At 65.0% G+C, this 25,518-nt stretch carries 20 protein-coding genes; 2 read left to right on the forward strand and 18 right to left on the reverse strand.

Features of this window, described 5'->3' with window-relative positions:
* The first annotated feature begins 67 nt into the window (after positions 1 to 67).
* The gene (locus tag FKM97_RS23295) at positions 68 to 1,114 is read left to right on the forward strand and encodes an alcohol dehydrogenase (RefSeq protein WP_144294867.1); all 1,047 of its coding nucleotides are present in this window, start codon (positions 68 to 70) and stop codon (positions 1,112 to 1,114) included.
* 259 nt (positions 1,115 to 1,373) lie between these two features.
* Here the strand turns inward: FKM97_RS23295 and FKM97_RS23300 are convergent, their stop codons facing one another.
* The 10 genes from FKM97_RS23300 to FKM97_RS23345 all read right to left on the reverse strand — a co-directional run bounded on the left by FKM97_RS23300 (position 1,374) and on the right by FKM97_RS23345 (position 12,691).
* Positions 1,374 to 2,882, reverse strand: coding sequence for an AMP-binding protein (locus FKM97_RS23300; RefSeq protein ID WP_144294868.1), 1,509 nt, complete (start codon positions 2,880 to 2,882; stop codon positions 1,374 to 1,376).
* A gap of 397 nt (positions 2,883 to 3,279) precedes the next feature.
* Positions 3,280 to 3,612, reverse strand: coding sequence for a cupin domain-containing protein (locus FKM97_RS23305; protein ID WP_144294869.1), 333 nt, complete (start codon positions 3,610 to 3,612; stop codon positions 3,280 to 3,282).
* Between the two features lie 12 nt (positions 3,613 to 3,624).
* Entirely contained in the window at positions 3,625 to 4,503 is an 879-nt protein-coding gene (locus FKM97_RS23310) for a branched-chain amino acid ABC transporter permease (protein ID WP_144294870.1), read from the reverse strand.
* Positions 4,496 to 5,272: an ABC transporter ATP-binding protein gene (locus FKM97_RS23315; protein WP_144294871.1), complete on the reverse strand. Its 777-nt coding sequence runs from the start codon at positions 5,270 to 5,272 to the stop codon at positions 4,496 to 4,498. The genes FKM97_RS23310 and FKM97_RS23315 overlap by 8 nt, the downstream gene beginning before the upstream one ends.
* Positions 5,269 to 6,195, reverse strand: a complete 927-nt coding sequence (locus FKM97_RS23320; protein WP_170241100.1) for a branched-chain amino acid ABC transporter permease — start codon at positions 6,193 to 6,195, stop codon at positions 5,269 to 5,271. The genes FKM97_RS23315 and FKM97_RS23320 overlap by 4 nt, the downstream gene beginning before the upstream one ends.
* A 19-nt stretch (positions 6,196 to 6,214) precedes the next feature.
* Positions 6,215 to 6,940: an ABC transporter ATP-binding protein gene (locus tag FKM97_RS23325; protein WP_144294873.1), complete on the reverse strand. Its 726-nt coding sequence runs from the start codon at positions 6,938 to 6,940 to the stop codon at positions 6,215 to 6,217.
* Positions 6,940 to 8,082, reverse strand: a complete 1,143-nt coding sequence (locus FKM97_RS23330) for an ABC transporter substrate-binding protein (protein WP_144294874.1) — start codon at positions 8,080 to 8,082, stop codon at positions 6,940 to 6,942. The genes FKM97_RS23325 and FKM97_RS23330 overlap by 1 nt, the downstream gene beginning before the upstream one ends.
* 170 nt (positions 8,083 to 8,252) lie before the next feature.
* Entirely contained in the window at positions 8,253 to 9,806 is a 1,554-nt protein-coding gene (locus FKM97_RS23335) for a hydantoinase B/oxoprolinase family protein (RefSeq protein WP_144294875.1), read from the reverse strand.
* Positions 9,807 to 9,809: 3 nt separating this feature from the next.
* Positions 9,810 to 11,873, reverse strand: a complete 2,064-nt coding sequence (locus FKM97_RS23340; RefSeq protein ID WP_144294876.1) for a hydantoinase/oxoprolinase family protein — start codon at positions 11,871 to 11,873, stop codon at positions 9,810 to 9,812.
* A complete protein-coding gene (locus FKM97_RS23345) occupies positions 11,870 to 12,691 on the reverse strand; it encodes an IclR family transcriptional regulator (protein WP_170241101.1) in 822 nt (273 codons plus the stop codon). Before FKM97_RS23345 ends, FKM97_RS23340 begins: the two co-directional genes overlap by 4 nt.
* Positions 12,692 to 13,011: 320 nt before the next feature.
* Between FKM97_RS23345 and FKM97_RS23350 the strand changes: the two genes are divergently transcribed.
* Positions 13,012 to 13,956, forward strand: coding sequence for an aldo/keto reductase (locus tag FKM97_RS23350; protein ID WP_144294878.1), 945 nt, complete (start codon positions 13,012 to 13,014; stop codon positions 13,954 to 13,956).
* A 298-nt stretch (positions 13,957 to 14,254) separates the two neighbouring features.
* Here the strand turns inward: FKM97_RS23350 and FKM97_RS23355 are convergent, their stop codons facing one another.
* The 8 genes from FKM97_RS23355 to FKM97_RS23390 form a co-directional block, all read right to left on the reverse strand.
* Complete coding sequence (locus tag FKM97_RS23355) at positions 14,255 to 16,126, reverse strand: response regulator (RefSeq protein ID WP_246105236.1); 1,872 nt, start codon at positions 16,124 to 16,126, stop codon at positions 14,255 to 14,257.
* A 14-nt stretch (positions 16,127 to 16,140) separates the two neighbouring features.
* Positions 16,141 to 17,868, reverse strand: coding sequence for a response regulator (locus FKM97_RS23360; RefSeq protein ID WP_144294880.1), 1,728 nt, complete (start codon positions 17,866 to 17,868; stop codon positions 16,141 to 16,143).
* A complete protein-coding gene (cheB, locus tag FKM97_RS23365) occupies positions 17,865 to 18,932 on the reverse strand; it encodes a chemotaxis-specific protein-glutamate methyltransferase CheB (RefSeq protein WP_144294881.1) in 1,068 nt (355 codons plus the stop codon). Before cheB ends, FKM97_RS23360 begins: the two co-directional genes overlap by 4 nt.
* Positions 18,929 to 21,127, reverse strand: coding sequence for a response regulator (locus tag FKM97_RS23370; RefSeq protein ID WP_144294882.1), 2,199 nt, complete (start codon positions 21,125 to 21,127; stop codon positions 18,929 to 18,931). The genes cheB and FKM97_RS23370 overlap by 4 nt, the downstream gene beginning before the upstream one ends.
* 80 nt (positions 21,128 to 21,207) lie before the next feature.
* Positions 21,208 to 22,884 (reverse strand): methyl-accepting chemotaxis protein, encoded by a 1,677-nt coding sequence (locus FKM97_RS23375; RefSeq protein WP_246105237.1) that lies wholly within the window; start codon positions 22,882 to 22,884, stop codon positions 21,208 to 21,210.
* Positions 22,881 to 23,501, reverse strand: coding sequence for a chemotaxis protein CheW (locus FKM97_RS23380; RefSeq protein WP_144294883.1), 621 nt, complete (start codon positions 23,499 to 23,501; stop codon positions 22,881 to 22,883). Before FKM97_RS23380 ends, FKM97_RS23375 begins: the two co-directional genes overlap by 4 nt.
* A complete protein-coding gene (locus FKM97_RS23385; RefSeq protein WP_342783573.1) occupies positions 23,501 to 24,955 on the reverse strand; it encodes a CheR family methyltransferase in 1,455 nt (484 codons plus the stop codon). The genes FKM97_RS23380 and FKM97_RS23385 overlap by 1 nt, the downstream gene beginning before the upstream one ends.
* Positions 24,922 to 25,431 carry a chemotaxis protein CheW gene (locus tag FKM97_RS23390; protein ID WP_144294885.1) on the reverse strand — a complete coding sequence of 170 codons (510 nt, stop codon included), beginning with the start codon at positions 25,429 to 25,431 and terminating at the stop codon, positions 24,922 to 24,924. Before FKM97_RS23390 ends, FKM97_RS23385 begins: the two co-directional genes overlap by 34 nt.
* Between the last annotated feature and the right edge of the window lie 87 nt (positions 25,432 to 25,518).

The following is a 25,518-nucleotide window of genomic DNA, read 5'->3' on the forward strand; positions in this document are numbered from 1 at the left end:
CCCGCCCATTTTCCCCTATCCACCCCGCCTCCCCCCGCGATAACCTGACCGAAACAGGGAGACCCCAATGAAGCGTCAATCCATGGTCGCCTATGGCGAGCCGCTCACCGAGACCGAGATCGCAACGCCGGAGCCTACCGGCACCCAGGTGCTCCTGCGCGTCACCCAATGCGGCGTCTGCCACAGCGATCTGCATCTGCATGAGGGCCATTTCGACCTCGGCGAGGGCAAGCAGCTCGACGTCAAGGCCGGCCGCACTTTGCCCTTCACTCTGGGCCACGAGATCGCCGCCGAAGTGGCAAAATTCGGTCCCGAGGCGACCGGCGTCTCCCCCGGCCAGCGCTTTGCCGTCTATGCCTGGATCGGCTGCGGCGAGTGTTCCCGCTGCGCCCGCGGCGACGAGCATCTCTGCGAGGTCCAGCATCATATCGGCATCTATGAGGATGGCGGCTATGCGACCCATGTCATGGTCCCGCACCCCCGCTATCTGATCCCCATCGACGGCGTCGACCCGCTGCTTGCCGGCAGTTATATGTGTTCGGGGCTGACCACCTTCTCGGCGCTCAAGAAGGTGGAGAAACCCATGCAGGACGGCCCGCTCCTCCTCCTCGGCATGGGCGGCCTCGGCATGATGGCCCTGCAATTTGCAAAAGCCATGACCAGCCAGCCCATCATCGCCGCCGACATTGCCCCCGCCAAGCGCGAGGCGGCCCTCGCTCTGGGCGCGGCCATGGCCGTCGATCCGACCGACCGGGAGGCGCGCAAGGCGGTCCTCTCCCGCTTCGGCAAGATCGCGGCGGCCACCGATTATGTGGGCACGCCCGAGACGATCGGCTTCGCCACCGGCCTGCTGGGGCGCGGGGCGTCGATCGTGGTGGTGGGGCTGATGGGCGGCAAGCTGTCCCTGTCCTCGGCCATGTTCCCCTTGCGGCCCATGAGCCTCATCGGCACCTATGCGGGCTCCCTCCCCGAGGCGCATGCCATGATGGACATGGTCCGCGCCGGCAAGATCGCCCCCATCCCCGTCGACCGCCGCCCCATGACGGAGGTCAACCAGGCCCTCACCGACCTCGCCGCCGGCCGCGTCACCGGCCGCGTCGTCCTGACCCCCTGACCACCCCGTCATCCCGGACGAAGCGCCGCGCGAAGCGGTGCCGCGCAGATCCGGGACCCCGTCCCGCAAGGGAAAGCCCCCGTCATCCTCGGGCTTCGCTCAAACCGTCATCCTCGGGCTCGACCCGAGGATCCAGGGGCCACACGGCACACCCTTTCCCCCGCGACCCTGGATCCTCGGGTCAAGCCCGAGGATGACGCAGTGCAAGCGGCAGGCACCCGCGCCAGGCACCCGCGGCAGGGCACCCCCACGCCGCATCCTACCCGCGCGCCGCATCCTGCTCCCGGAGCGCCGTCTTGAGGATCTTCCCGTAATTGTTCTTCGGCAGCGCCTCGACGAACACATAGTCCTTCGGCCGCTTGAACCGCGCGATCCGCTCCAGGCACAGCGCATCCAGCGCTTTGGGGCTCGCCTCGCCCACCACATAGGCGACGACCACCTCGCCCCAGTCCGGATCCGGCCGGCCGATCACCGAGACCTCGACCACCTTCTCGTGTTCGAGCAGCACCTCCTCGATCTCGCGCGGATAGATGTTCGTGCCGCCGGAAATAATGAGATCCTTCGACCGGTCCTTCAGCGTCAGCGAGCCCTCCGCATCGAGGGCACCCATGTCGCCGGTCATCAGCCAGCCATCCCGGATCGTCGTCTCCGTGGCCTCCGGGTTCTGCCAATAGCCTTTCATGACGATGGGCCCGCGCACGGCGATCTCCCCGGTCTCGCCGAGGCCCACGTCGCGCCCCTCGCCATCCACGGTCCGCACCTCCAGGCAGGCAAACGGCACGCCCACCGAGGCGAGCCGCTCCAGCCAGCGCGGATGGGTCTTCTCCGCGATCACCTGCCGGCTCAGGGTGGTGATCGTCATGGGGCTCTCCCCCTGGCCGAAGATCTGCACCATGCGCGGCCCGAACCGCTCCAGGGCGGCGCGGGCATCCTCCACATACATGGGGCCCCCTCCATAGATGATGCTGCGGAAGGCGGTCTCGTCGAAATCGAGATTGCTCGCCAGCATCCGCTTCACCATGGTCGGTGCGGCGAACATCGAAAGGTTCCGCCAATGGGCGGCGAGTGCGAAGATCTCCTCCGGCTCGAAGCCGCCGCTTTCGGGGATCACATTGATGCCCCCGCGCAGGATGTGCGGCAGGATATAGAGGCCCGAGCCATGGCTCATGGGAGCCGCATGCAGGATCGAATCTCCCGGCGCCGTCGGGTCGACCTCCGCCAGATAGGCCTGCGACATCACCGAGAGATTGCCATGGCTCAGCATGGCGCCCTTGGGCCGGCCCGTCGTCCCCGACGTATAGAACAGCCAGGCGAGGTCATCGTCGGCCCGCGCCACGCTGGCGATCGGGGCCGGCGCGAGACACTCCTCATAGGCGCCATCGCCGATGATCAGCAGGGCCTCGAGACTGTTCGGGGCGAAGGGCTCCACCGTCTCGGCGAGACTGTCGGAGACGAAGGCGAGCCGGCTGCCCGACTGCTCCAGGATATAGCCGAACTCGGCCCCGTGCAGCTTGGCATTGCAGGGCACCGCCACCAGGCCCGCCATCCAGATGCCATAGAGGATTTCGAGATAGTCCGGGGTGTTCTTGGCGATGATGGCGACCCGGTCGCCGGTCTCGAGCCCATAGGTCGCGCGCAGCGACGCCGCAAGCGCACCGGCCCGCCGGCTGAGCGCGCCATAGCTGAGCACCGGCTGCGTCCCCAGCGCCACCGCCACCCGCTCCGGCTCCGCCCGCCCCCACCGCTCCAGCCACATCGCGACATTCATGACTTCACCTCCTGAACTCCACCGTCATCCCGGACGAAGCGCAGCGCCGAGCCGGGCCCCCTGCCACCCCCTCCGAGTCATCCCGGACGGAGCGCAGCGCAGATCCGGGACCCCATGCGGCTCGGGAAAGCCCCTCATCCTCGGGCTTCTCCTCCCGTCATCCTCGGGCTTGACCCGAGGATCCAGGAGCCACACGGCACACCCTTTCCCCCGCAACCCTGGATCCTCGGGTCAAGCCCGAGGATGACGAACTGCAAGCGGCAGCCACCCGCGCTCAGCCACCCCCACCCCCTCCACGTCATCCCGGACGGAGCGCAGCGCAGATCCGGGACCTCATGCGGCTCGGGGATCCCGGGTCAAGCCCGGGATGACAGCCAGAGGAAACCCCCCCCACCCCTCAAACATACTCCGGCCGTTGCGGCGTAAACACGTCGAAATTGAGGACCGGTTCGTCCCCGATCACCTCGCCCCAATGGGTGACGTTGGGCGGCACCACCAGGAGCCCGCCCGGGCCGAGGATGTGGCTGTCCTCGCCCACGAAGAACTTGATCCTCCCCTGCAGGATATACGCGATCTGCTCGTTGGGATGGCTGTGCGGCTTGGGCTCGTGCCCCGGCATGAGCTTGTGCAGCGTCACGGTCGCCCCCTCGCCATGGAACACCTTGCGCTCCACCCCCTCGCGCACCGGCGTCCAGGGAATGCTGTTCCAGTCGATGTGGTGCAGGCTCATGACGAAAATCCTCTATTTTGCAGCGCCCAGGATGCCCCCCGGGCGGATGAACAGGAACAGCAGCAACACGGTCAGCGCCGCTACGTTCTTGAGGCCGGCATCCAGGAACACGACCGCCAGCGCCTGGGCGAGCCCCAGCGCGATGCCCCCGAGAAACGCTCCGAACGGCTTGCCGAACCCGCCGACGATGGCCGCGATGAAGCCGGAGATCGCAAACGGCACGCCCACATTGAACGCCGTATACTGCGTCGGCGTGATGAGGATGCCGGCGATGGCCCCCAGTCCGGCGCTGAGCGCGAATGACAAGGCCAGCATCCGCGACACCGGGATGCCCTGCAGCATGGCCGCCTCCCGGTTGATGGCACAGGCCCGCATGGCCTTGCCCACCTTCGTCGATTTGAAGAAGATCCCTAGGGCGGCGATGATCAGCAGCGAGGCGACCACGATCCAGATCAACTGATAGCTGATCGCCACCGTCCCCACCCTGAGCGGCGGCAGGTCGGTGAACACCGGCAGGCTTTTCGGCTGGTCGCCCACCAGGATGAGGGCGGCCCGCTCCACCACGATTTGCGCGGCCAGCGTCGCCAGGATCATGACGAAGATCGTCGCCTTGCGGTCCCACAGCGGCCGCACCACGACCCGTTCCAGCACCACGCCGCTGAGCGCCACCAGCACCGTGGCGGCGGCCGCCGCCGCCAGCATCGGCCAGCCCAGGCTCGCAAAGAACGTATAGGTCACGATGCCCCCCAGCATCACGAAGGCGCCTTGCGCGAAATTCACGATGCCGCTGGCATTGTAGATGACGCAGAAGCCGATGCCGATCAGCCCGTAGATGAGGCCCGTGCCGATGCCGCTGATCATGGCCTGGGCGAGGAATGTCGGATCAGGCATCGAGACTCTCCGTATCGCCCAGATAGGCGCGCAGCACCGCCGGGTCTTCCTTCACCTGCCCCGGCGTGCCCTCGGCGATCTTCTTGCCGAAATCCAGCACCACGACCTTGTCCGCCGTATTCATCACCAGCGTCATGTCGTGCTCGATCAGCAGCACGGTCGTGCCCTGGTCCGCAATGCGCCGGATCATCTCCGCGAGCTTGCGGCTTTCATCCGTGTTGAGGCCTGCCGCCGGCTCGTCGAGTGCGATGAGCTTGGGCTCCGTCGCCAGCGCCCGGGCGATCTCCAGGAGCCGCTGCTGGCCATAGGGCAGGACGGCGGCCTTCGTCTTGGCCTGGGTATGGAGGCCGACGAAATCCAGAAGCTCCAGCGCCTTCGCCGTCACCGCCTGTTCTGCGCGCCGGGCCTGCGGCGTGCGGAACAGGGCCGCGAACAGCCCGCCCGTCGTATGCAGATGCCGGCCGACCTTGACGTTCTCCAGCACCGTCAGGTCCTGGAACAGCTGCACCAGCTGGAAGGTCCGCACCAGCCCCCGCGCCGCCACCTTGTCGGGCGAGAGCCCCGTGGTCTCCTGTCCCTCGAAGAAGATGCGCCCGTCGCTGGGCGCGATCGCCCCCGACAGCAGGTTGAACAGCGTGGTCTTGCCGGCGCCATTGGGCCCGATCACCGCGGTCACGCCCTCAGCCGGCACCTCGAAGCTCACGGCGTCGACGGCCACCAAGCCGCCGAAGCGTCGCGTCACGTTGTCGAGCCTGAGGCGCGCGCTCATGACCCGCCCTCCCGCCGCCGCCACAGATCGGCGAGGCCGGCGAGCCCTTTCGGCATGTAGATGAGGATCAGGATCAGCGCCGTGCCATAGACCAGGTCCTGGTAATCGGCGAATTGCCGAAACGTCTCCGGCAGCACATTGATGATCACCGCTCCGATCAGCGGCCCCATGATGGTGCCGATGCCGCCGATATAGAGCATGGTGAAGGCGAGGATCACCATGTGCAGCCCGAACACTTCCGGGCTCACGAAGCCCACCACATGCACATAGAGCGAGCCCGCCAGGGCAGCGAAGCCCGCCGAGATCAGGAAGGCCATGAGCTTGTAGCGCGCCACATTGATGCCCAGCGCCCGGGCCGCATCCTCGCTCCCGGCGATCGCCACGAAGGCCCTCCCCAGCCGCGAATGGCGGATCCCGGCGGCAGCCGCCAGGGTGAGGCCCGCCACGATCAGCAGCATGGTGAGCATCTGGCGGTCCGAATAGACCTCGTAGCCCGCAACCCCCATGGGCGGCACGCCGGAGATGCCCATATAGCCCGCCGTGACCGAATCCCATTCGACCGCGATTTCATAGGCGATCAGCCCCAGGGCCAGCGTCGCCATGGCGAGATAGTGCCCCTTGAGCCTGAGCGTCGGATAGCCGACGATCGCCGCCACGGTGACCGCCCCGATGATGCCGACCGGCAGCGCCGTCAGCGGGCTCCAGCCATAGGTCGTGGTCAGCACCGCCGAGGCATAGCCGCTGATGGCCGCAAACGCATTCTGCCCGAACGACACCTGTCCGGCATAGCCCATGAACAGGTTCAGCCCGGTCACGAAGATCGTGTAGATCAGCGCGAAATTCACCACCGAGATGACATAGCCGCTGCCCGTATAGGCGTAGGCGATGAGGCCTGCCCCGGCGATCCACGGCACGACAGCCATCGCCTTCCGCCAGGCGGGATCAGGCGAAGTAATACTGGGCGAGGTCGTCATGAGACTTGATTTCACGGGGATCCAGTTCCGCGACCACGCGGCCCACCGACAGGAGATAGGCCCGGTTCGCGAGCTTGAGCGCCAGGGGAGCCTTCTGCTCGACCAGCAGGATCGACAGCCCGGCGCGGTTGAGTTCGCCAAGAGTTTCGAGGATTTCGCCGATGACGCGCGGTGCGAGACCCAGCGACGGCTCGTCCAGCAGCAGCACCTTGGGCTCCGCCATGAGCGCCCGGCCCACCGCCAGCATTTGCTGCTCGCCGCCCGACAGCGAGCCGGCGATCTGGCTCATGCGCTCCTTGAGGCGGGGAAATAGCCCCAGCACGCGAGCCTCGCGGCGCTGGAATTCGGCCCGGTCATTGAGCAGATAGGCCCCGAGCTCGAGATTTTCCTTCACGCTCATGGGCCCGAAGATGCCGCGCCCTTCCGGCACCAGCACCACGCCGCGCGCCGCCGTCTTGACGGGATTGCCGCGGGGAAGCGTTTCCCCGCGGAACGTGACGCTGCCGCTCGTGGTGACGAGGCCGAGAATGGCGCGCATGAGCGTCGACTTGCCCGCGCCATTGGGTCCCAGCACCGCCACCAGCTCGCCCTCGCCCACCACGAGATCGGTCGGATGCAGCGCCTCCACATGCCCGTAGCGGGCGGAGAGCTTGTCCGTTTCGATGATCCTGGACTGGGGCGAGGCGACGGCCATTACTCGACGACCTTCACCTGGCCGCCGATGATCTGGCCGAGCACGAACGGGTTCTCGGTGATGCCCTGGTGGTTCTGGGCCGAGAAGTTGTAGATGCCCGTCGTGCCCTGATAGCCCGAGATCGTCTCGAGATTGTTGCGCACGTCGGGGCCGAGGACCGACTGGCCCTTCTCGATGGCGGCCACCGTCAGCATGACGCCGTCCCAGCCGCGGCTGGCCCAGTTCGGGTCCCGGTCGGCGAACTTCTTCTTCCAGGGTCCCAGGAACTCGCCGATCTCGTCCTTCAGCGGGCTCTGCGGCAGGGCGTCATAGACCTGGCTCGGCGAGGCCACGAAGAAGAACTTGTCGCCCAGCACTTCCGCCACCGGACGGAACACCGCGAGGTCTTCGAGGCTCGTCAGCAGCAGCATGTCGAGGCCGAGCTGCTTGATGTTCTTGGCCGCGGTCAGGGTGGTCCCGCCCAGGCCGATCTTGAGGATCGCGCCCGCGCCGGCGGCGTTCATCTTCGAGATGATCACCGACAGGTCCGCGTCATTGGTCTTGTACTGTTCGATGCCGACGATCTCGAGGCCGTAATCCTTCGCGATCTTGGCGGCCACGTCCTTCTGCAGATTGGCATAGGGCGAGGGGTCGTGCATCACGCCGATCTTCTTGATCTGCGTCTTGTCCTTGAGATATTGCAGCCGCGTCTCGACCTCGAACCGCGCCGGCGGCAGGGTCGTGAACGCCCATTCCACATCCTTCGGCGTCTTCGGCAGGATCGAGCACAGCATCATCGGCGTCTCGGCCCGCACCACTTGCGGGGCGGCCGCCATGTTCCCGGCCGACACGCAGCCGGAGATGAAGATGTTGACCCCGTCGGAGATCATCTTGCGATAGACCGTCACCGAATCCTGCGGCTCCGAACGATTGTCCTCCACCGTCACCATGAGCTGGCGGCCGAGCACGCCGCCATTGGCGTTGACCACCTCGACGGCGGTCTGCACCCCGTCCGACCAGGCCCGGTCGACGGTCGCCGCATAGCCGGTGAGGCCGGCCGAGATCCCGATCTTGTAGGGGTCTTCCGCCTGCGCCGACGTCGCCATGATCCCGGCGGCGATGATGCCGGCAAGCGTGGCCGGCAAACTGCGTCTTGCACTCATTCTTGTCTCCTCCCTTTGGTTGAACCTTACTCTAACATCGTCATCCCGCGTATTCCCACGGCGTCATCCCGGCCAAGCGCAGCGCAGAGCCGGGACCCCATGCGGCTCGGGGACCCCGCGCCGCCAGGGACCCCCTGCCCCCCGGGATCCCGGGTCAAGCCCGGGACGACCTAGTCGCCGACCACCGACCCGTACCCCCCGCCGCCCGGCGTATCGAGCACCACCACGTCATGGGCATTCATGGTCAGCTTGCGCGCCTCGCTCACATCCTCGCCATTCACCGTGAACCGGCCATGGGCGCCCGGCCCGCCGCCGCCGACGCCTTCCGGCCCCTCATGCAGCCGGCTCGGCACCGCGTTCAACAGCCACGGGTCCTCCGTCATCATGTGGAAGGCGATGGTCTGCCCCTCGCCGCCCCGCATCCGCCCCGTGCCGCCGGAGCCTTCGCGCAGCTCCTTGCGGTCGAACAGGATCGGCATGGCCGCCTCCAGGATCTCGATCGGCACGGCCGCGACGCCCGTCGGATAGCAGGTCGCACTCGGCCCCACCTTCTCGGCCCTGGCCCCCATGCCGCCGGAATAGTTGAACATGGACGAGGTGAAGGGCTCGCCATCGGCGCGCTTGCCCTGGATCTGGATCGTCCACACGGCCCCCGACCCCTCCGCCAGCACCCGCTCCGGCATCACCTGGTAGAGCGCCTTCAGGATCGGCATCGGCACATACATGCCCACCACATGGCGCGCATTCACAGGGGCCGGATATTTGCAGTTGATGATCGAGCCTTCTGGTGCCTTGACCTTGATCGGTGCCAGCGATCCCGTGTTGTTCGGCAGCTCCGGATTGAGGCAGCTGCGGACCGCGAAGGTCGAATAAGCATGGGTGTAGTTCAACACCACATTGATGCCCGTCGAGGTCTGCATCGAGGATCCGTCGAAATCGACGATGATCTCGCCCTTGTCCGTATCCACCGTGACCGCGGTCTTGAGCGTGATCACCTGGCCGCCGGGCACGTCGAAATTGCTCTCCCCGTGATAGGTCCCGGGCTTCAGCGCGCGGATCGCCGTCCGCGTCGCCTCTTCCGAGCGGTCGATGATCTCGTCCGACAGGCTCTCGATATCCACAAGCCCGTGGCGGCCGCACATGGCGATCAAGCGCTCGGCTGCATGCTCGCCCGCCGACACCTGCGCCGAGAGGTCGCCGAACACCGCATCGGGCGTTCTCACATTGCGGCGGATCATGGCATGCAGCGTCTCGTTCGCCTGGCCCTTGTCATAGAGCTTCAGCGGCGGGATCCACAGGCCCTCCTCATGCACGTCGCGCGCCCCCGCCCCGATGCCGTAGCCGCCGATATCCGTATGATGGATGGTCGAGCCGATATAGGCGAGCAGCCGGTCGCCGTCGAAGATCGGCGTCAGCGTGGTGATGTCGAAGAAATGCCCCGCCGAAAGCCACGGGTCGTTGGTGATCAGCACGTCCCCGGGCGCGATGTTGTTGCCGAAGATCCGTGCCAGATGGGCGCCCGCGAAGGCCAGCGAATTGATGTGCCCCGGCGTGCCGGTATTCGCCTGCACCACCATGCGCCCGCGCCGGTCGAACAGGGCGCAGGCGAGATCGCCCGCCTCCCGCACGATGGGTGAGAAGGCGATGCGCTGCAGCGCCTTCGCCCGCTCGGTGACGATGCCGATGAGGTTCGACCAGAGGATTTCGAGTTCGACGCCGTCCATGGTTTAAGCACTCCTCGCGACGATGCAGCCATAGGCGTCGATCGTGGCGGTCCAGTTCGGGGGCAGGATGGTGGTGGTCTCGCGCTCTTCGATGATGGCGGGACCGGCAATCGTCTGGCCGACGGCGAGGCTCGCCCGGTCATAGACCGGTGCCGTCGCCCCGTCGCTCCAGGCCTCGACCATACGGTGACCCTTCGGCTTGCCTTCGGCGCTGGGCGGCTGGCCGGCCGGGTGGAACGGCACGACGGGGCCGCGCGCCGTCAGGCGCCAGGTCACGAGTTCGATCGGCACATGGCTCGGATTGACGCCGTAGAGCCCGTGATAGGCGGCCTCGAAGGCCTTTGCGATCGCATGGGCATCGCGCGCCGCGCGCGGATCGGCGTCGAAGCTGACGGTCACTTCGTTCTGCTGGCCGAAATAGCGCAGATCGGCGCCGAACACCGCCGTGATGTCGGCCCGCTGGCAGCCCGCTTCTTCCAGGGCGGCGGCCGCCTCCGTCATCATCTCGCCCAGCACCTGGTCGACGCGGGACCAGTTCAGCTCGTCGATCTTAGACAGGTCCGAGCGCACCAGGTCGAGCCTCACCGGCGTCACCAGGGTGCCGAAGGCCGACAGCACGCTCGATTGCGGCGGCACGATCACGTAGGTGCTCTGCAGCAGGCTCGCGACCTCGCAGGCATGCACCGGCCCGGCCCCGCCAAAGGCAAACAGCGGCAGGCCGCGATAATCGACGCCGCGATCAGTCGCATGCGTCCGCGCCGCCGAGGCCATGGCCTCGGTGACGATGCGGAAGATGCCGCGCGCCGTCTCCACCGTCGACAGGCCGAGCCTGCCCGCCAATGTCTTCGTCACCGCCTGCGATGCCGCGAGGTCGAGCCTCATGTCGCCGCCGAGGAAATTGTCGGCATCCAGCAGGCCGAGCACCAGATCGGCATCGGTCACCGTCGGGCTCTGCCCGCCGCGCCCATAACAGGCCGGTCCCGGATTGGAGCCCGCACTTTCCGGCCCCACCTTCAACAGGCCCAGCGCATCCACATGCGCGATCGACCCACCCCCGGCGCCGATCTCGATCATGTCGATGGAGGGCACGATCACCGGCAGGCCGGAGCCTTCCTTGAAGCGGTAGCGGCGGTCGACCTCGAACAGACCGGTCACCAGCGGCTCCCGGTTCTCGATCAGGCAGGCCTTCGCCGTGGTGCCGCCCATATCGAAGGACATGAGCCGGTCGATGCCCAAGACCTCCGCATAATGGCAGGCCGCGAGCGCCCCGGCCGCGGGCCCGCTCTCGATCATCCGCACCGGATTGCGCCCGGCCGTCTCCGCCCCCACCACGCCGCCGGACGACAGCATGATCAGCGGCGTGTTGGCGAAACCCTCCGTCTCCAGCCGCTTCGCCAGCCGCTTGAGATAGGGCTGCGAGATCGGCATGGCATAGGCGTTCACCGTGGCGGTCGAGGCGCGCTGATATTCGCGGATCTGCGGCGCCACGTCGGAAGACGTACACAGGAAGGCCTCCGGCATCAGCCGGGTCAGCTCTTCGAACACGAAGCGTTCGTTCTCCGGATTGGCGAAGCTGTTGAGAAAGCAGATCGCCACCGCCTTCACGCCGGCTGCCTCCAGCGTATGGGCCAGCGCCTTCACGTCCTCCGCCTTGGGCGAGATCAGCACGCGCCCGTCCGCCGTCACCCGCTCGGCGATCCCGAAGGTCAGGTCCCGGGGCACCAGTGGCTCGGGAAACTCGATCTGCGGGTCGTACATCTCGTAGCGATGCTCGTTGCGGATCGTCAGCACGTCGCGGAACCCTTCGGTGACGATGAGCGCCGTCACCTGGCCCTTGCGCTCGATCAGCGCGTTGGTGACGACCGTCGTTGCATGCACCACCACCCCGTCCACGCCCTTCGCGTCGATCCCGGCCTTCAGCAGCACGGCGTCCACGCCGCGGAAGAAGCCCTCCAAGAGGTCGTTATGCGTGGTCAGCGTCTTGTCCACCGTGAGCCGTCCGTCCGAATGGCGCAGGACGATGTCGGTGAAGGTGCCGCCGATATCGACGGCCAGCGAATAGGTCATGTCTGTCTCCAGCCGAGGGCGCGCGAGATGCGGCGGGCGGTCTCGACGACCGTCTCGACCTGCGCGGCCTCGGGTTGTGCGGGAATGAACTGGGTGGATCCGACGATCGCCACGGAGCCGACGAGCGCGCTGCGGTGATCGAAAATGGGAGCGGCGAGCGCGTTCACGCCGGTGACGACCTCGTTGGGGGCGACCGACCAGCCTCGGGCCTGCACCGCCGCGATCTCGGCCCTGAGCGAGGCATCGTCCACCACCGTTTCCGTGGTGAAGGCCTCGCGATGGCCGCTGAGGATATGGTCGAGCATGGATTTCGGCCCGAAGGCGAGCCAGATCTTGCCATGGGCGCTGGCATGGCCCTTCATCCGCGTGCCGGGCCTCGTGCCGAATTCGATGACGCTCTGGCCCTGGATGAGTTCCAGCACCACGACCTCATTGTCGATGGCCGAACAGATGGTCACCGCCTGGGCCGTCTTGTCGCGCAGATGGATGAGTTCGTCGCGCGCCGCCTGCACCACGTCGAAGCGGTTGCGCGCCGCCTCTCCCAGCACCACGAGCTTGATCCCGACTTCGTAGCGCCCGGTATCGGGATCGCGCCGGGCGAAACCGTGCCGGATCAGCGTCTGCAGATGGCGATAGACCGTCGCTTTGGAGGCCTCGAAGGTCTTGGCGATGGTGGTGAGCGGCACGGGCCCCGGCTGGTGCGCCAGAAACTCCACGACCCGCAGGGCAAGATCGAGCGTCCCCGTCCCGGGCTCCACCCGCCCCTCTCCCGGGGCCGGTTCCGGATGATCGGAGACCTTTATCCGCGCCAAAGCCAAGACGTTTCCCTGCAGTGTTTTGATTATTGAAACAGCGTTTTATTATTGAAAACGCTACCGCAGCTCCCTCCACCCTGTCAATCCCCGTGCTCACCTCTCCCCTTCCTTCACCTCTCCCCTTGCGGGAGAGGTCGGCCGCAAAGCGGACGGGTGAGGGGGCGGCAGGGGAAAGCGCCAGCCGTGAACCCCTCACCCTCCCATTGCTTACGCAATGGGCCCCTCCCTCTCCCGCAAGGGGAGAGGGTCCCAATCCCCCCCTTGCATTCCCGCCCCCCATCCCCCACACCTAGGCCACCCCTCTCTCGCCCTGGAGCACCCCCATGGAAATCCGCAATCTTGGCTCATCCGGCCTCCGCGTCTCCCTTGTCGGCCTCGGCTGCAACAATTTCGGCGGCCGCCTGGATCTCGCGGCCACCAAGGACGTCATCCATGCCGCCCTCGACGAGGGCATCACCCTCTTCGACACGGCCGACATCTATGGCGGCAAGGGCGCCTCCGAAACGCTCATGGGCGAGGTCCTCGGCGACCGCCGCGCCGACATCGTTCTCGCCACGAAGTTCGGCATGGATTTCGACAAGGATCGCGGCATGACCGGCGCCTCGCGCCGTTACATCATCGCCCAGGTCGAACAGAGCCTGAAGCGCCTGAAAACGGACTGGATCGATCTCTACCAGCTGCACCAGCCCGATCCCCTGACCCCCATCGAGGAGACGCTGCGCGCCCTCGACGACCTGATCACGCAGGGCAAGGTTCGCTATATCGGCTGCTCCAACCTCGCCGCCTGGCAGGTGGTCGAGGCCGACTGGACCGCCCAGGGCCTGGGGCTGAACGGCTTCGCCTCCTGCCAGGACGAGTACAGCCTGCTGCGGCGCGGCATCGAGAAGGAGCTGATTCCGGCCATCGAATCCTATGGCCTGGGGCTCCTGCCCTATTTCCCCCTCGCCAGCGGCATGCTCACCGGCAAGTACAAGGCAGGAGAGGCGCCCGCGGGCCAGACGCGCTTTGCCGCCTGGACCCATCTCGGCGAGCGCTACATGACGGAGAAGAATTTCGCCGTCGTGGAGAAGCTGACCGCCTTCGCCGCCGAGCGCAATCTGACCCTGCTGGAGCTGGCCTTCTCCTGGCTCGCCGCCAATCCCAGCCTCTCCAGCGTCATCGCCGGCGCCACCACCCCCGAACAGGTCAAGGCCAACGCCCGCGCCATCGTCTACGAATTCGACGAGCCCGAGCTCGACGAGATCGACGCCATCACCGCCACCCCCTGAGCCCTGACCAGCCCGTCATCCCCGACGGAGCGCAGCGCAGATCCGGGACCCCATGCGGCTCGAGGACCCCTCATCCTGAGGAGCAGCCGCAAGGCTGCGTCTCGAAGGCCTCATCCTGAGGAGGCCCGAAGGGCCGTCTCGACGGACGCCCGGGATCCCGGGTCAAGCCCGGGACGACAGTTTAAGGCCAACTCCCGTCATCCCGGCCGAAGCGCAGCGCAGAGCCGGGACCCCATGCGGCTCGGGACCCCATGCGGCTCGGGAACCCCACGCCGCCTTACACTCCCCCAGGCCACCCTCACGGCCGCAACAGCTCGGCGATCCGCGCGGCGAGCTCCGCCTGTTGGAACGGCTTCACCAGCACCGCCATCTGCTCCGGAGTCTCCTCCATATCCGCATGGCCCGTCACCAGCAGGATCGGCAGTTTCGGCCGCTTCGCCCGGGTCTGCCGGGCGAGGTCGAGGCCGGTCATGCCCGGCATGGCGAAATCGGCGATGAGCAGGTCGAAGGGCCGCTCCTTGTCGAGGATCGCGAGCGCGCTGGGGCCGTCGGCGGCCTCCATCAGGCTGTGGCCGAGATCGGCGAGATAGGCCGCCGTCACTTCGCGCACCCCCTCGTCGTCATCCACCAGCAGGATGCGCGCCGCCTGGGTCTTGGCGATCTCCGGCGCCGCCACGGTCTCCTGCGCTTCGAGCGCGCTCTGGCCCCGCGGCAGATAGAGTTCGACTTTCGTGCCCCGTCCCTCGCGGCTGTCGATGCGCACCGTGCCGCCCAGCTGCGTCATCAGCCCATAGACCATGGACAGGCCGAGCCCGGTGCCCTTCCCCGCTTTGGTGGAGAAGAACGGCTCCAGGGCGCGCCGCAGCACCTGCTCCGTCATGCCCGTACCGGTGTCGGTCACCGACACGACCACGAAATCGCCCGGCGCCAGGTCGGAGATCTCGTCCTCAACATGCATGTTGCGCGTGGCGATGGTGATGATGCCGCCATCATTCATGGCGTCGCGGGCATTGATGCAGAGATTGAGGATGGCGAGTTCGACCTGGTCCGGATCGGCTTCCGCCGACCACAGATTGTCCTGCGCCTGGAGCGTCACCTTGACGACGCCGCCGAGCGTCCGCTCCAGGAGCTCGTCCATGTCCGCCACCAGCCGGTTCACGTCGACCGCCTGGGTCGCCAGGTCCTTGCGTCGGCTGAAGGAGAGCAGCCGCTGCGTCAGGGCCGCCCCCCGCTTGCCCGCCATGATGGCATTGTCCAGATAGCGCGACACCCGCTCGTCCTGCGGCATCCGCCGCTGCGCCAGCTCCAGGCTGCCGAGGATCGCCATCAGCAGATTGTTGAAGTCATGCGCGACCCCGCCCGCCAGGGTGCCGAGCGCCTGCATCTTGTCCGACTGGCGCAGCCGGTCCTCCATCAGGCGCTGCTCGGTGATGTCGCGCTCGATGGTCACCACATGGCTGACCTGGTCCTGCTCGTCCAGGATCGGAAACCGGTTCACCGAGAAATAGCGCGCCGGATCGTCGCCGCTGACCCGGTCCTCGGTCTCGACCACGGGCTTGCGCCCCTCGATCACCTGGGCCTCGTGGCGGGCGATCGTCTCGGCACGGGCCGCATCGACGAAATCGGCCTCGCTCCTGCCCAGGCACGCGCTCCATTCGGCCCCGAGGCTGTCCGCCTTCAGCGCGTTCAGCCGCACGAAGCGCCCGGCCGCGTCCTTGAACGACACCGCCTCTCCCGAGCTTTCCAGCAGCCCCTGCAGCAGCGCCCGCTCCAGGGCGAGTTCCCGCCCCAGCCGGTAGCGGTCGGCCGCATTGGCGACGATGGCCCGCAACAGCTCCGGATCCCAGGGCTTGTGCACATAGCCGACCACGCCGCCGGTATTCACCGCCGAGATCACCGCATTGATGTCCGCATATCCCGTGAGCAGGATCGCCTGCGCCTTGCTCACGCCGCGGGCCTGCGCGAGGAACTGGTCTCCCGTCATCTCCGGCATGCGCTGGTCGGAGATGATGACGGCGACATCGTCCATGCGCGCCAGCAGCTCCAGCGCATGCTTGGGCGAGGTGGTCGAGATCACCTCGTAGCTCTCCTCCAGCAAATCCTCGAGCGCCGTCAGGATCTCGCTTTCGTCGTCGACCAGCAGCACCCTACGTTTCTGCAATGCCTCCATCTCTCCCGCCATACTCATGAGGAGGCTCGCAACGGCACGGTGAGCACGAAGCTCGCCCCCCCTTCGGCCCCATCCACGACCTTGATCGACCCTTTATGCGCCTGCACCACGCGATAAGCGATGGCCAGTCCGAGCCCCGTGCCCTCGCCCACCGGCTTGGTGGTGAAGAACGGCTCGAAGATCCGCTCCCGCAGCTCCTGCGGCACGCCCGGCCCTGAATCGCTCACAGCGATTGTATAGCTCTCGCCATCCGCCCGCGTCTCGATCAGGATGCGGCCGCCCGCATCGATGGCATCGGCCGCATTGCTGACGATGTTCATCACCGCCTGGTTCAGGAGTGCCGGCGAGCAGGTCAGATGCTGCGGCGCACCGAAGCGGCGCTCGACGCTGATCCGGCCGGTGAGCTTCGGGGCCAGCAATGCGAGGATCATGTCGATCGCCTCGGGCACATTGACAGTTTCATAGCCTCCTTCTTCGAGCCGCGAGAATTTGCGCAGGTTGAGCACCAGCTCCTGGATGCGGGTGAGCCCGACCCGGACGGCGCTCAGCCGGTCCCGCGCCTTTGCCGCCTTCTGGTCCAGCCCCTGCACCTCGCCGCTGGACAATCCTGCCTGTATATCGCGGGAAAGTCTCTCGATTGTGTCCTGATGCGCCAGGATATAGGCGAGCGGATTATTGATCTCATGGGCGATGCCCGCGACCAGTTCGCCCAGCGACGCCATCTTCGCGGCATGAACCAGCTGGGTTTGCGTTTCCACCAATTGGCGGTTGGCGGTTTCGAGCTCCGCATTGGCCCGCGCCAGAGCTTCCGCCGCCAGCGCTTCGGCCTTCGCCCGCTCCAGCACCATCTCGCGCTCTTGCGCCTCGCTGCTGATGCGCCGGCTCTCGTCATCCACCAGTTTGCGCCGCAGCAAGCTGCGGATGCGCACCTTCAGCACTTCCGGATCGATGGACCGGGGGATGACGTCGTCGGCCCCGGCCTCGAAATTGCGCACCGTCGCACTTCGCCGGGCGGCCGTGTCCCCGTCGCTGAAGGTGATCAGCTGGAACGAGGGCGACACGGTCCCGCCGGGCCGCTCGCGCAGCCCGCTCAGCCGGCGGCACAGAGCGGTGCCCTGCAGGTCGTCCTGGAGATTGACGATGATGGCGTCCCAGTTCTTGTCTTCGCCGCTCGCCTCCGCCACGGCCGCGGCATCGTCCTCGACGATGGTGGTCAGATAGCCGTCCTGGATGAGGACGCCGCGCAGGGCATCCTCATCGGGCGCGTGATCGCTCACCAGCAGGATGGCGGCCCGGCGGAACAGGACGCCGCCTGCCCCGGTGGGCGCCGGCGTCTCGCTGCTGCCCGAACTCACTTGCCGGATCAGCGCCCGGATCCGCAACAGGATCAGCTCTTGGTCGGCGGACTTCGACACATAGGCATCGACGCCGCTTTCCAGCCCGTGCCGTTCGGCGTCTCGCTCTCGGGCCTCCGTCAGCATCAGCACCGGCACCGCCCGTGTCCGCATGTTGAGGCGCAGCTGGCGGGCGAGCTCGTCCCCGTTCATGCCCGGTAGGTGATAATCCGCGATGACCAGGTTCGGCATATGGGTATTGAGGGATTCCAGGGCCGCCTCCGCCGTGGCGACCCGCTCCACCTTGAACCCTTGCGCCTCCAGCGTCAGCCGCAGGTGCAGCGCCTGAGTCTCCGAATCTTCCACCAGCAGGATTTCGGCCCCGGCAGCGCTCGTGGGCGGGCTCACGTGACGCCCTCGCAGATGCTGATCAGTCGCGGTCCGATGAGCCCCAGGGGCAGGCTGACGCTCGCCGCCCCCCGGCGGATGGCCACAGCCGGCATGCCGTAGACCACGGCTGTGCTCTCATGCTCCGCGATGGTGAAACCTCCGGCCTGTCGGATCTCCGCCAGCCCCTCTGCGCCGTCCTCGCCCATTCCCGTGAGCAGGATCCCCATGGAATAGGCGCCGAACCCCCGGGCGATGGATTTGAACAGCAGATTGGCCGAGGGACGCTGTCCGTTATAGGGCGCTGCGTCGCTGATCGCCAGCCGGCGCTGTGGACCGATCACCAGATGCCGGTCGCCTGGGGCCACATAGACGGTGCCGGGACTGGGGACGATCCCATCTTCGGCGATCGTCACATCCAGCTTCACGACGCTCCTGAGCCAGGAGGCGAACCCCTCCATGAAGGAGGGCCCCATATGCTGCACCAGCACGATCGGCACCGGGAAGCCGCGCGGCAGGGTGCCGAGCACCTGGGCAAGGGCGGGCGGGCCGCCCGTGGACGCCGCCATGCCGATGATCGCGGGCCGCGTCACTGGTTTGGTTGCATCGACCGGCGGCAGTTCGGATCCCGTCGGCCGTCGGACATAGCCCTCGCGGCGCCGGATCACGGCGACTTGGCTCATGATGTAGAGCTGGGTCGTGATGGTTTCGGCGATCTTCTGGTAATTGGCGTTGGTGGTGCCGACCGGCTTCTCCACGACCGACAGCGCCCCGGCGCGCAGCGCACTCATGGAGATCTGCAGCGCTTGGTCTTCGATGCTCCCGGCGATGACCACGATCGGCGTCGGCCGCTGGGCCATGATGCGTCGCGTCGCCTCCAGCCCGTCCATGCCCGGCAGGCGGATATCCATGGAGATCACGTCGGGCTGCGTCACCGAAAGCTGGGCCAGAGCCTCTTCCGCCGTCTCCACCGCCCCCACGAGGGAAAGCCGCGGATCCTGGCTGATGATATGGGCGAGGAGTTCCCGCACGACCCGGGAATCCTCGACGATGAGAACGCGGACGCGACCTTTTTCGAAACTCATATCAATTGATTGATCGTGGCGAGCAGCTCGCGCTGGTCGAATTTCTGTTTGGTGATATAGGCATCCGCTCCGAGGTCCAGGCCGCGTTTGATGTCTTCCGGCGCGGCCCTCGAGGTCATCATCACCACCGGTATGCTCTCCAGCCGCGGGTCGCTCTTCATGGCGGTCAGGAGGCCGAAGCCGTCCATCCGCGGCATCTCGATATCGGCGAGCACCAGGTCGACATGCATGGATCGCCGCAAAGTGTCCAGCGCGTCGATGCCGTCGACGCTCACCAGCACGCGGAATCCTTGCGTCTCCAGCAGGTTCTTCTCCAGGGTCCGCGTGGTGATGGAATCATCGACCACGAGGATCACCTTCTGCGCGATGATCGGGTCGGCCCCGCGCGCGGCGATCTCGCCGATTTGCGGGCGCCCGCCATCGAGGCGCCAACGCTCCGCCAGGCCTTCCGGTGAGAGCACCAGGGCGGGCGTGCCGTCTTCCAGCACCACCACGCCGCTGATCAGCGTCCGGTCCGCCCCGAGAATGAGCGGATCCTCGATCACATGGGTGTCGACATCCAGCAATTCATCCACCGCCAGGGCGCAATGATCGCCGGCAGAGCGCACGAGAATGGCCCTGATGCGCCCGGCCTCGGCCGGGATCTCGACCCCGGCGCCGGCGACCAGCGTCTCCAGGCCGCGCAGGGTCGTCGTCAGCTCGCCGTCCTCGAGCTCCACCGACACCACCGGCTGCCCGGTGATCGTTCCGAGGTCGTCGGCGTGCACCCTCATGACTTTTTCGACCGCATGGGCGGGGATCCCGTAGATCTGGTTTCCGGCACTCACCATGACCAAGGCTTGCCGGGACATCGACATCGGAACCGAAATAATGACTTCGGTGCCTCCGGAGTTCCCAGGCTTGATGTCGAGCGAGCCATGCATTTTCCGGATCGCCTCATGGACGACCGACAGGCCGATCCCTCTCCCCGAAAGCCGGTCGATCTCTCGGCTGGTTGTGAAGCCGGGCCGCAGCAGCACCGATGTGAGCTGCTGTTGACGACTTATCCCCGGATTCGCCTCGAGTAATCCCCGTTCGGCCGCGATTTTCTCGATCCGGTCGAAATCCAACCCGCGTCCGTCGTCGCTGACGCGGATTTCCAGCTGGCTTCCCCGCGACTGCAAGGCAAGGCTGATCTGGACCGCCTCCGGCTTGCCGGCCGCCAGGCGCTCGCTCGGCATCTCGGCGCCATGGCTCACCGCATTGCGCAGCAGATGCATGAGGGGATCTTTCAGGGCCTGCAGGAGACCGCGGTCGACGAGCAGCTCGAGACCCTCCATCTGCACCTCGATGACCTTGCCGTCACCGCGGGCGATGTCTCGGGTCATCCGCCCGAAACTTCCGAAGACCGACTCGGCCGAGACGAGCGACAGACGCTCTACATCCGTTCGGATATTTTTCCCAAGTTGCTCAACCAGCCATTGTGATCGCCGCTGCTTTTGCACCAATCTGGAGAATTGGCGCGTGACAGTGCGCAGATCGCTCTGGAACGCACTGAAACGCTCGTAACTGTTGCCGGCTTTTTGCAATGTCCCGCGCAGCTTACCCCAGGTGGATTCAAGGGCGTGGAGCTGGCCGGCCAACCCCTTGAGCTCTTGGTCCAGACGGGTGCGAGACTGTATCGCCCGGGCCAGTTCATGGGCCGATTGGCTGGCTTTGGTGACGGTCTCGGCGCGGATCCGCAGATATTCCTGGACTGGAGCAGTGTCCGGCGCGCCCATGATTTCCGGTGGATTTTCAGGAGCTTGCCCAGCGACCGTGGCGTTGGCCGGGGCGGGCTCCGCAGCCGGGGCGGCGTCCATGTCAGCCAGGACGGACGTCACGGCGGGAGGGCTCTCCCCGGCGAGCACCGCGGCGACATGTGCCTCCAGCGAATCGAGCACCCGTTCGATTGTTAGACTCAGCGGCCGGTCGAGCGTCCGCTCCCCGTTGGCCACTTCTGAGAACAGTGTCTCCAGATGATGTGCCAGTTCTTCGACATCCGGCATGTCCACGGCCCGGGCGGCACCCTTGAGACTGTGTGCCCGGCGAAAAACATCAAGGAAATCAGCCGCTAAGCCCTTCTCTGCAAGGGTCAGCGCATGGCGGATCGCTGCCAGGTGCTCCCGGTGCTCGGCATCGAAGGCTGCCAATAGCTGATCGCGGATGCTCTGCACCAAGATGTCCTGAAGATCCCTGTTTTAGAATGGCTTAGGAAGTTCCCTGCGCCTCATCGGAAACCCGGTTCCGCCGGCCCTCAAACCTTGTACCGCTCCGTCAATCCGACCAGCTGCTGGGATAATTTGGTAAGGTTTTCAGCAGCTTGGTCCAATTGCCGGGTGCTTTCCGCAGTCTGCTGGCTGGCCTCTCGGATATTCTGTAGCGCCCCCATGACCTGCTCGATGCCCAGCTGTTGCTGATTTGTGGAAGCAACGATTTGCTGGAAAGTCTGCACGTTTTCTTGCATCTGACCGGTGATTTCTTCGATTGTCTGCTGAGCCGTGTCCGTCTGCTCTTTTCCTGCCGTAACTCTTTTTACGGCTTCTTCGGTCAGCATGACTGAAAAATTGATGCCGCGCTGGATATCCCCAAGGATGGAGCGCACCTGGCTGGTCGCCTCCTTGGCTTGATCCGCCAGCATTTTCATCTCGGCGGCGACCACCGCGAAGCTTCGTCCGGCCTCGCCGGCGGCAGCGGCCTCGATCGCCGCGTTGAGCGCTAAGAGATGTGAGCGCTCCGAAATATCGTTCACAGTGGCGATGATATCGCCGATGGCCTGTGTCTTTTCGCTCAGGGACACGATGTTTTCGGCGACGGCTTCGGCCTGCTCGCGAATGAGATCCATGGCTTTGGTGGCATCATCGACAGCTTTCAGACCGGCATTGCTGGTCTGCACCGTGCTTTGCGCACCGGCGATAACCTCTTGGGCGCGCTTGCCGATTTGCGCTCCGGCATGAGTGATCTCGTCGACGGTTGCGGCCGTCTCCTGCACGGCGGCCAGCTGCTCGGCGACGCTGGCGGCCTGCTCCTGGGTTGAGGCGCGGATCTCTTCCGCCGCTGCGTTGAGATTGCCCGTCGCCTCGCGCCCCTGCAGGGTGAGTGTTCTCAGTCCGCCCACCATTTCGTTGAGCGAGCCGCCCAGCCGGCCGAGCTCGTTACTTCCGGTATGGGCGCGCGCATTGAGGTCCCCTTGACCCACCTGCTCGGCGAAATCCATGAAGGCGGTCAGGGGCCGGACGATGGACTGCCGCAAAGCATAACTCACGACGATGCCCAGTATAACCGTCAAGATCAGTGCAATGACGATCGATTGCCGGCTGGTATTGTAGATTTCTGTCGACCGGTTCTGGCCCGCCACCACCACGCCCGTCAGGACATCTCGGCTATCCTCAAATATTCTCAAGAATTCGACACGCTCTGCAACAATCCGATCCTGCGCAGCAATGGCCTCATCGAGGTTATTGGCACTAATCGCAGCGAACTGACGTTCAGTCTCGGTCCGCAATTTCTGGAACTGTTCACTTGCTTGCTTCAAGCTTTGCGTCAAACGGGTCCAGGCTTCTTTTCGTTCGATGGCGATAGCTTGGTCGCGATAGCCTTCGACTGAGGAAAGTGTCTCGGAGAGGACCCCCTCGGTGACCGCTGCCTGCCGTCTCCAGACGGCGCTGGGCTCTTCGCCCGGCGTGACCCGTCCCAGTTGTCGGAAGAGAAACGCGGCGAGACTCTGCTCTTGCGCCGCTCCTAAAGTCCGCTCTTCAGTAAGCGCACGATCAAACTGCCGCATCGTCGCGAAATCGCGCGTGACAATAAGATCCGTTGCATCCCTGACAGTTCCGAACTGCGCCAAGATGTAAAAGGATACTCCGATCAAGACTGCGATGATCAGTGCAAATCCCAGAAGTATTCTATTTCCGATGGACAAGCCCACGATCATCGTGCTCCCGACAGTGATTTTGCGAACAATGGTTCAAGCAAAGGGCCAAGCGTCAAGAAGGCGACCGTCTCGCCGCCTCCCTCCTGACCGTCTGCATAGCGGATTGCACCGCTCGCTTCCAGTGGCAGACCAAGTTCAAAATTCCCCTCAGTATATCGGAAGTCATCGACTTGCTCGACATCATCCACCCTAAAGGCGACACGCCCATTGGGAAAGTGAAGGAGAACCAGCTTCGCATTGTCCGCAGCGGTTGACTTCAATCCGACAAGACTTGCAAGGTCGATGACATTGTAGAGACCATCGGAAGCAGCGTATATGCCTGAAAGGTCTGAGACTGTACTTGGGCATGACACAACATGTTCATCAGGGACGATCGCGCGGACTTCCCTGAGCCGGAGGCCGAAGCGTTCACCGCCGGCATGGCACAGGACCACACCCTCCCGGTCCCAGGGCGCCTGCGCGACATCTTCCGCCTCGCGTTGCACCAAACGCCGTGTCCGCTCGTCGAGAATGGCTTCCCGGAATTCCTTCGCCGTGCGCTTCGCATCGCGGCGATGTCCGATGATTTCCTGTTGCCGCCGCTGCGCTTCAGGCGAAAATTTGGCTCTTTTAGGCATTATCCGGTGGCATCCTGGCCGAGATGAAGCGCGATGCTTTGCTTGAGCAGTAGCACGGAAAGCCCGTTTCCTTCATCGACCAGCGAATGATCTGGGAGAGCATTGGCCAGTCGAACTGCATTAATCATGAATCGCCGCCCCGATTGTCTGTCGCCTTCGCGGAGCTTGAGCAGCCCAAGCTGGAAATGCGCCATGATGAAACCTTTGTCCAGATAGATTGCCTTTCGAAACGCAAGATCTGCCGATTTCTGATCGGCGAGAGCCTGAGTAATCAACCCCTCATAGTAATGAGGCAATGGATTTTCCGACTCTTTACGCAGTATTTCTCGGCACCTCAAGAGAGCAGCGGTCAGATCTCCTCGACCCGCCAGATCCTTGACTTCATCGACAGGTGTCGACTGTTCTTTCTCGGGTGCTACCGCAGGTATTATACTCTTTGATGTCTTTTTCGCCCGGGCCGTTGGGGATTTTGAAATCGCCTTGCCCGGGCCTGGCTCGATGGGCCGGACATTGGTGTCTTCAAAGCCGCCGCGAAGATGAGTCTCCTCCGCCGCCAAGATCTCGGAGCGGCGATAGGCAATAGTTCCGGGAAGAGTAACGACCCCCAACATGCCTGAAAAGATTGGACTAGGCTCCGCCGTCCCCACCAGCAGCCATCCGTCGGGGGCCAGTCGGTCGCGAAGTTTGCCCATGATGGCAATGGCCGTGTCCGGCTCGAAATAAATGAGAACGTTGCGACACAAAATCAGGTCGAAATCACTAAACTGCAGCGGAGAAGTGTCGTTCAGCAGACTGAGAAGATTATGTCGCTCGAAAGCCGGAATGCTGTGGAATTCGGGCCGAATCCGCCATTGCTTTCCCTCAGGATTGACGACGAAATACTTGCTGCGCTCCGCACTGCTCACGGTCCGGAGAGCCCATTGGCCATACCAGCCATGGCGAGCCACAGCCAGGGAATCCTCGTTGATGTCGGTCCCGACGATCCTCACCCGCCAGGCGTCGAATTCTGCTGCAAGAAGTTCCTTGAGAACGATCGCAATGGAATAGGTTTCCGCTCCGGTGGAACAGCCGGCGCTCCAGATTCGGATCCTCCGGGACTCGGCGTTCCGTTGAACGATGTCGGGCAGGATGGTCGTCCGCAACGCGGCGAACTGTTCGAGGTAACGGAAGAAAAAGGTCTCTCCAATGGTAATCTCCGCTTCCAGCCGCGCCCATTCGGCTTCACCGGCGCGAGAGTCCTGGAGGAAGGCCATGTAGTCATCGCTGCTTGACGACTGCGTTGCGACGAGCCGCCGCTTGATCCGCTCCCATAAGGCACTGTCTTTGTCATCGAAATAGGCATGCCCTGTGCGGTCGATGATTAGTTTCTTCAATCTGGCAAAGGCCGGATCCCCTTGCCAGGAGTCTGAAACACGGCTCTTCATGGACGAGATTCGCCTGGCAGGTCGCTCCATTCGGCCGCTCGACGTTCCGCTTCCCGCGTCATGTCGGTGAGCTTCTGGCGCTCGGTTTCGATCATCAGCCTTTGAGAATTCAGAACCGAAACGAAACGTTCCCCATAAGCAACGCCTTGTTCCACACAATCATTGAGGCTCTCACTCTCCGATGTCACCTCGACGGCCACCATGTCGGCCATTGTCACGTCGACGACCCGCTCCACCAGCACTGCGATCAACTGACCTTCTCTCGCCTTGATCAACACCAGATGCTGATAGAGTTCGCCTTCATCGCCTCTGCTTTTCGGGATATCGAAAAGCAGATTGAAGTTGAGGGTCGCAACGACCGTCGATCCGAACCGGAAGAAGCCTTCGACAACCCTGGGCAGACTGGGGTGACGCCACAATCGCGGCATCGGCAAAATTTCTTCCACGGCGCTCGCCGTGAAGGCGCAAAGCAGATCTCCGGCGGTGAACACGACAATCTGCTTCATGAAAGATCATGCCTCGTTATCTTAAGGCGATCGATTATCGAAAGCCGGAAATGGCCCTAGGAAATGGTCTCTTTGAGACGAAGTAGC

The organism is Rhodoligotrophos appendicifer, from assembly GCF_007474605.1.
Classification (GTDB): Bacteria; Pseudomonadota; Alphaproteobacteria; order Rhizobiales; family Im1; genus Rhodoligotrophos; species Rhodoligotrophos appendicifer.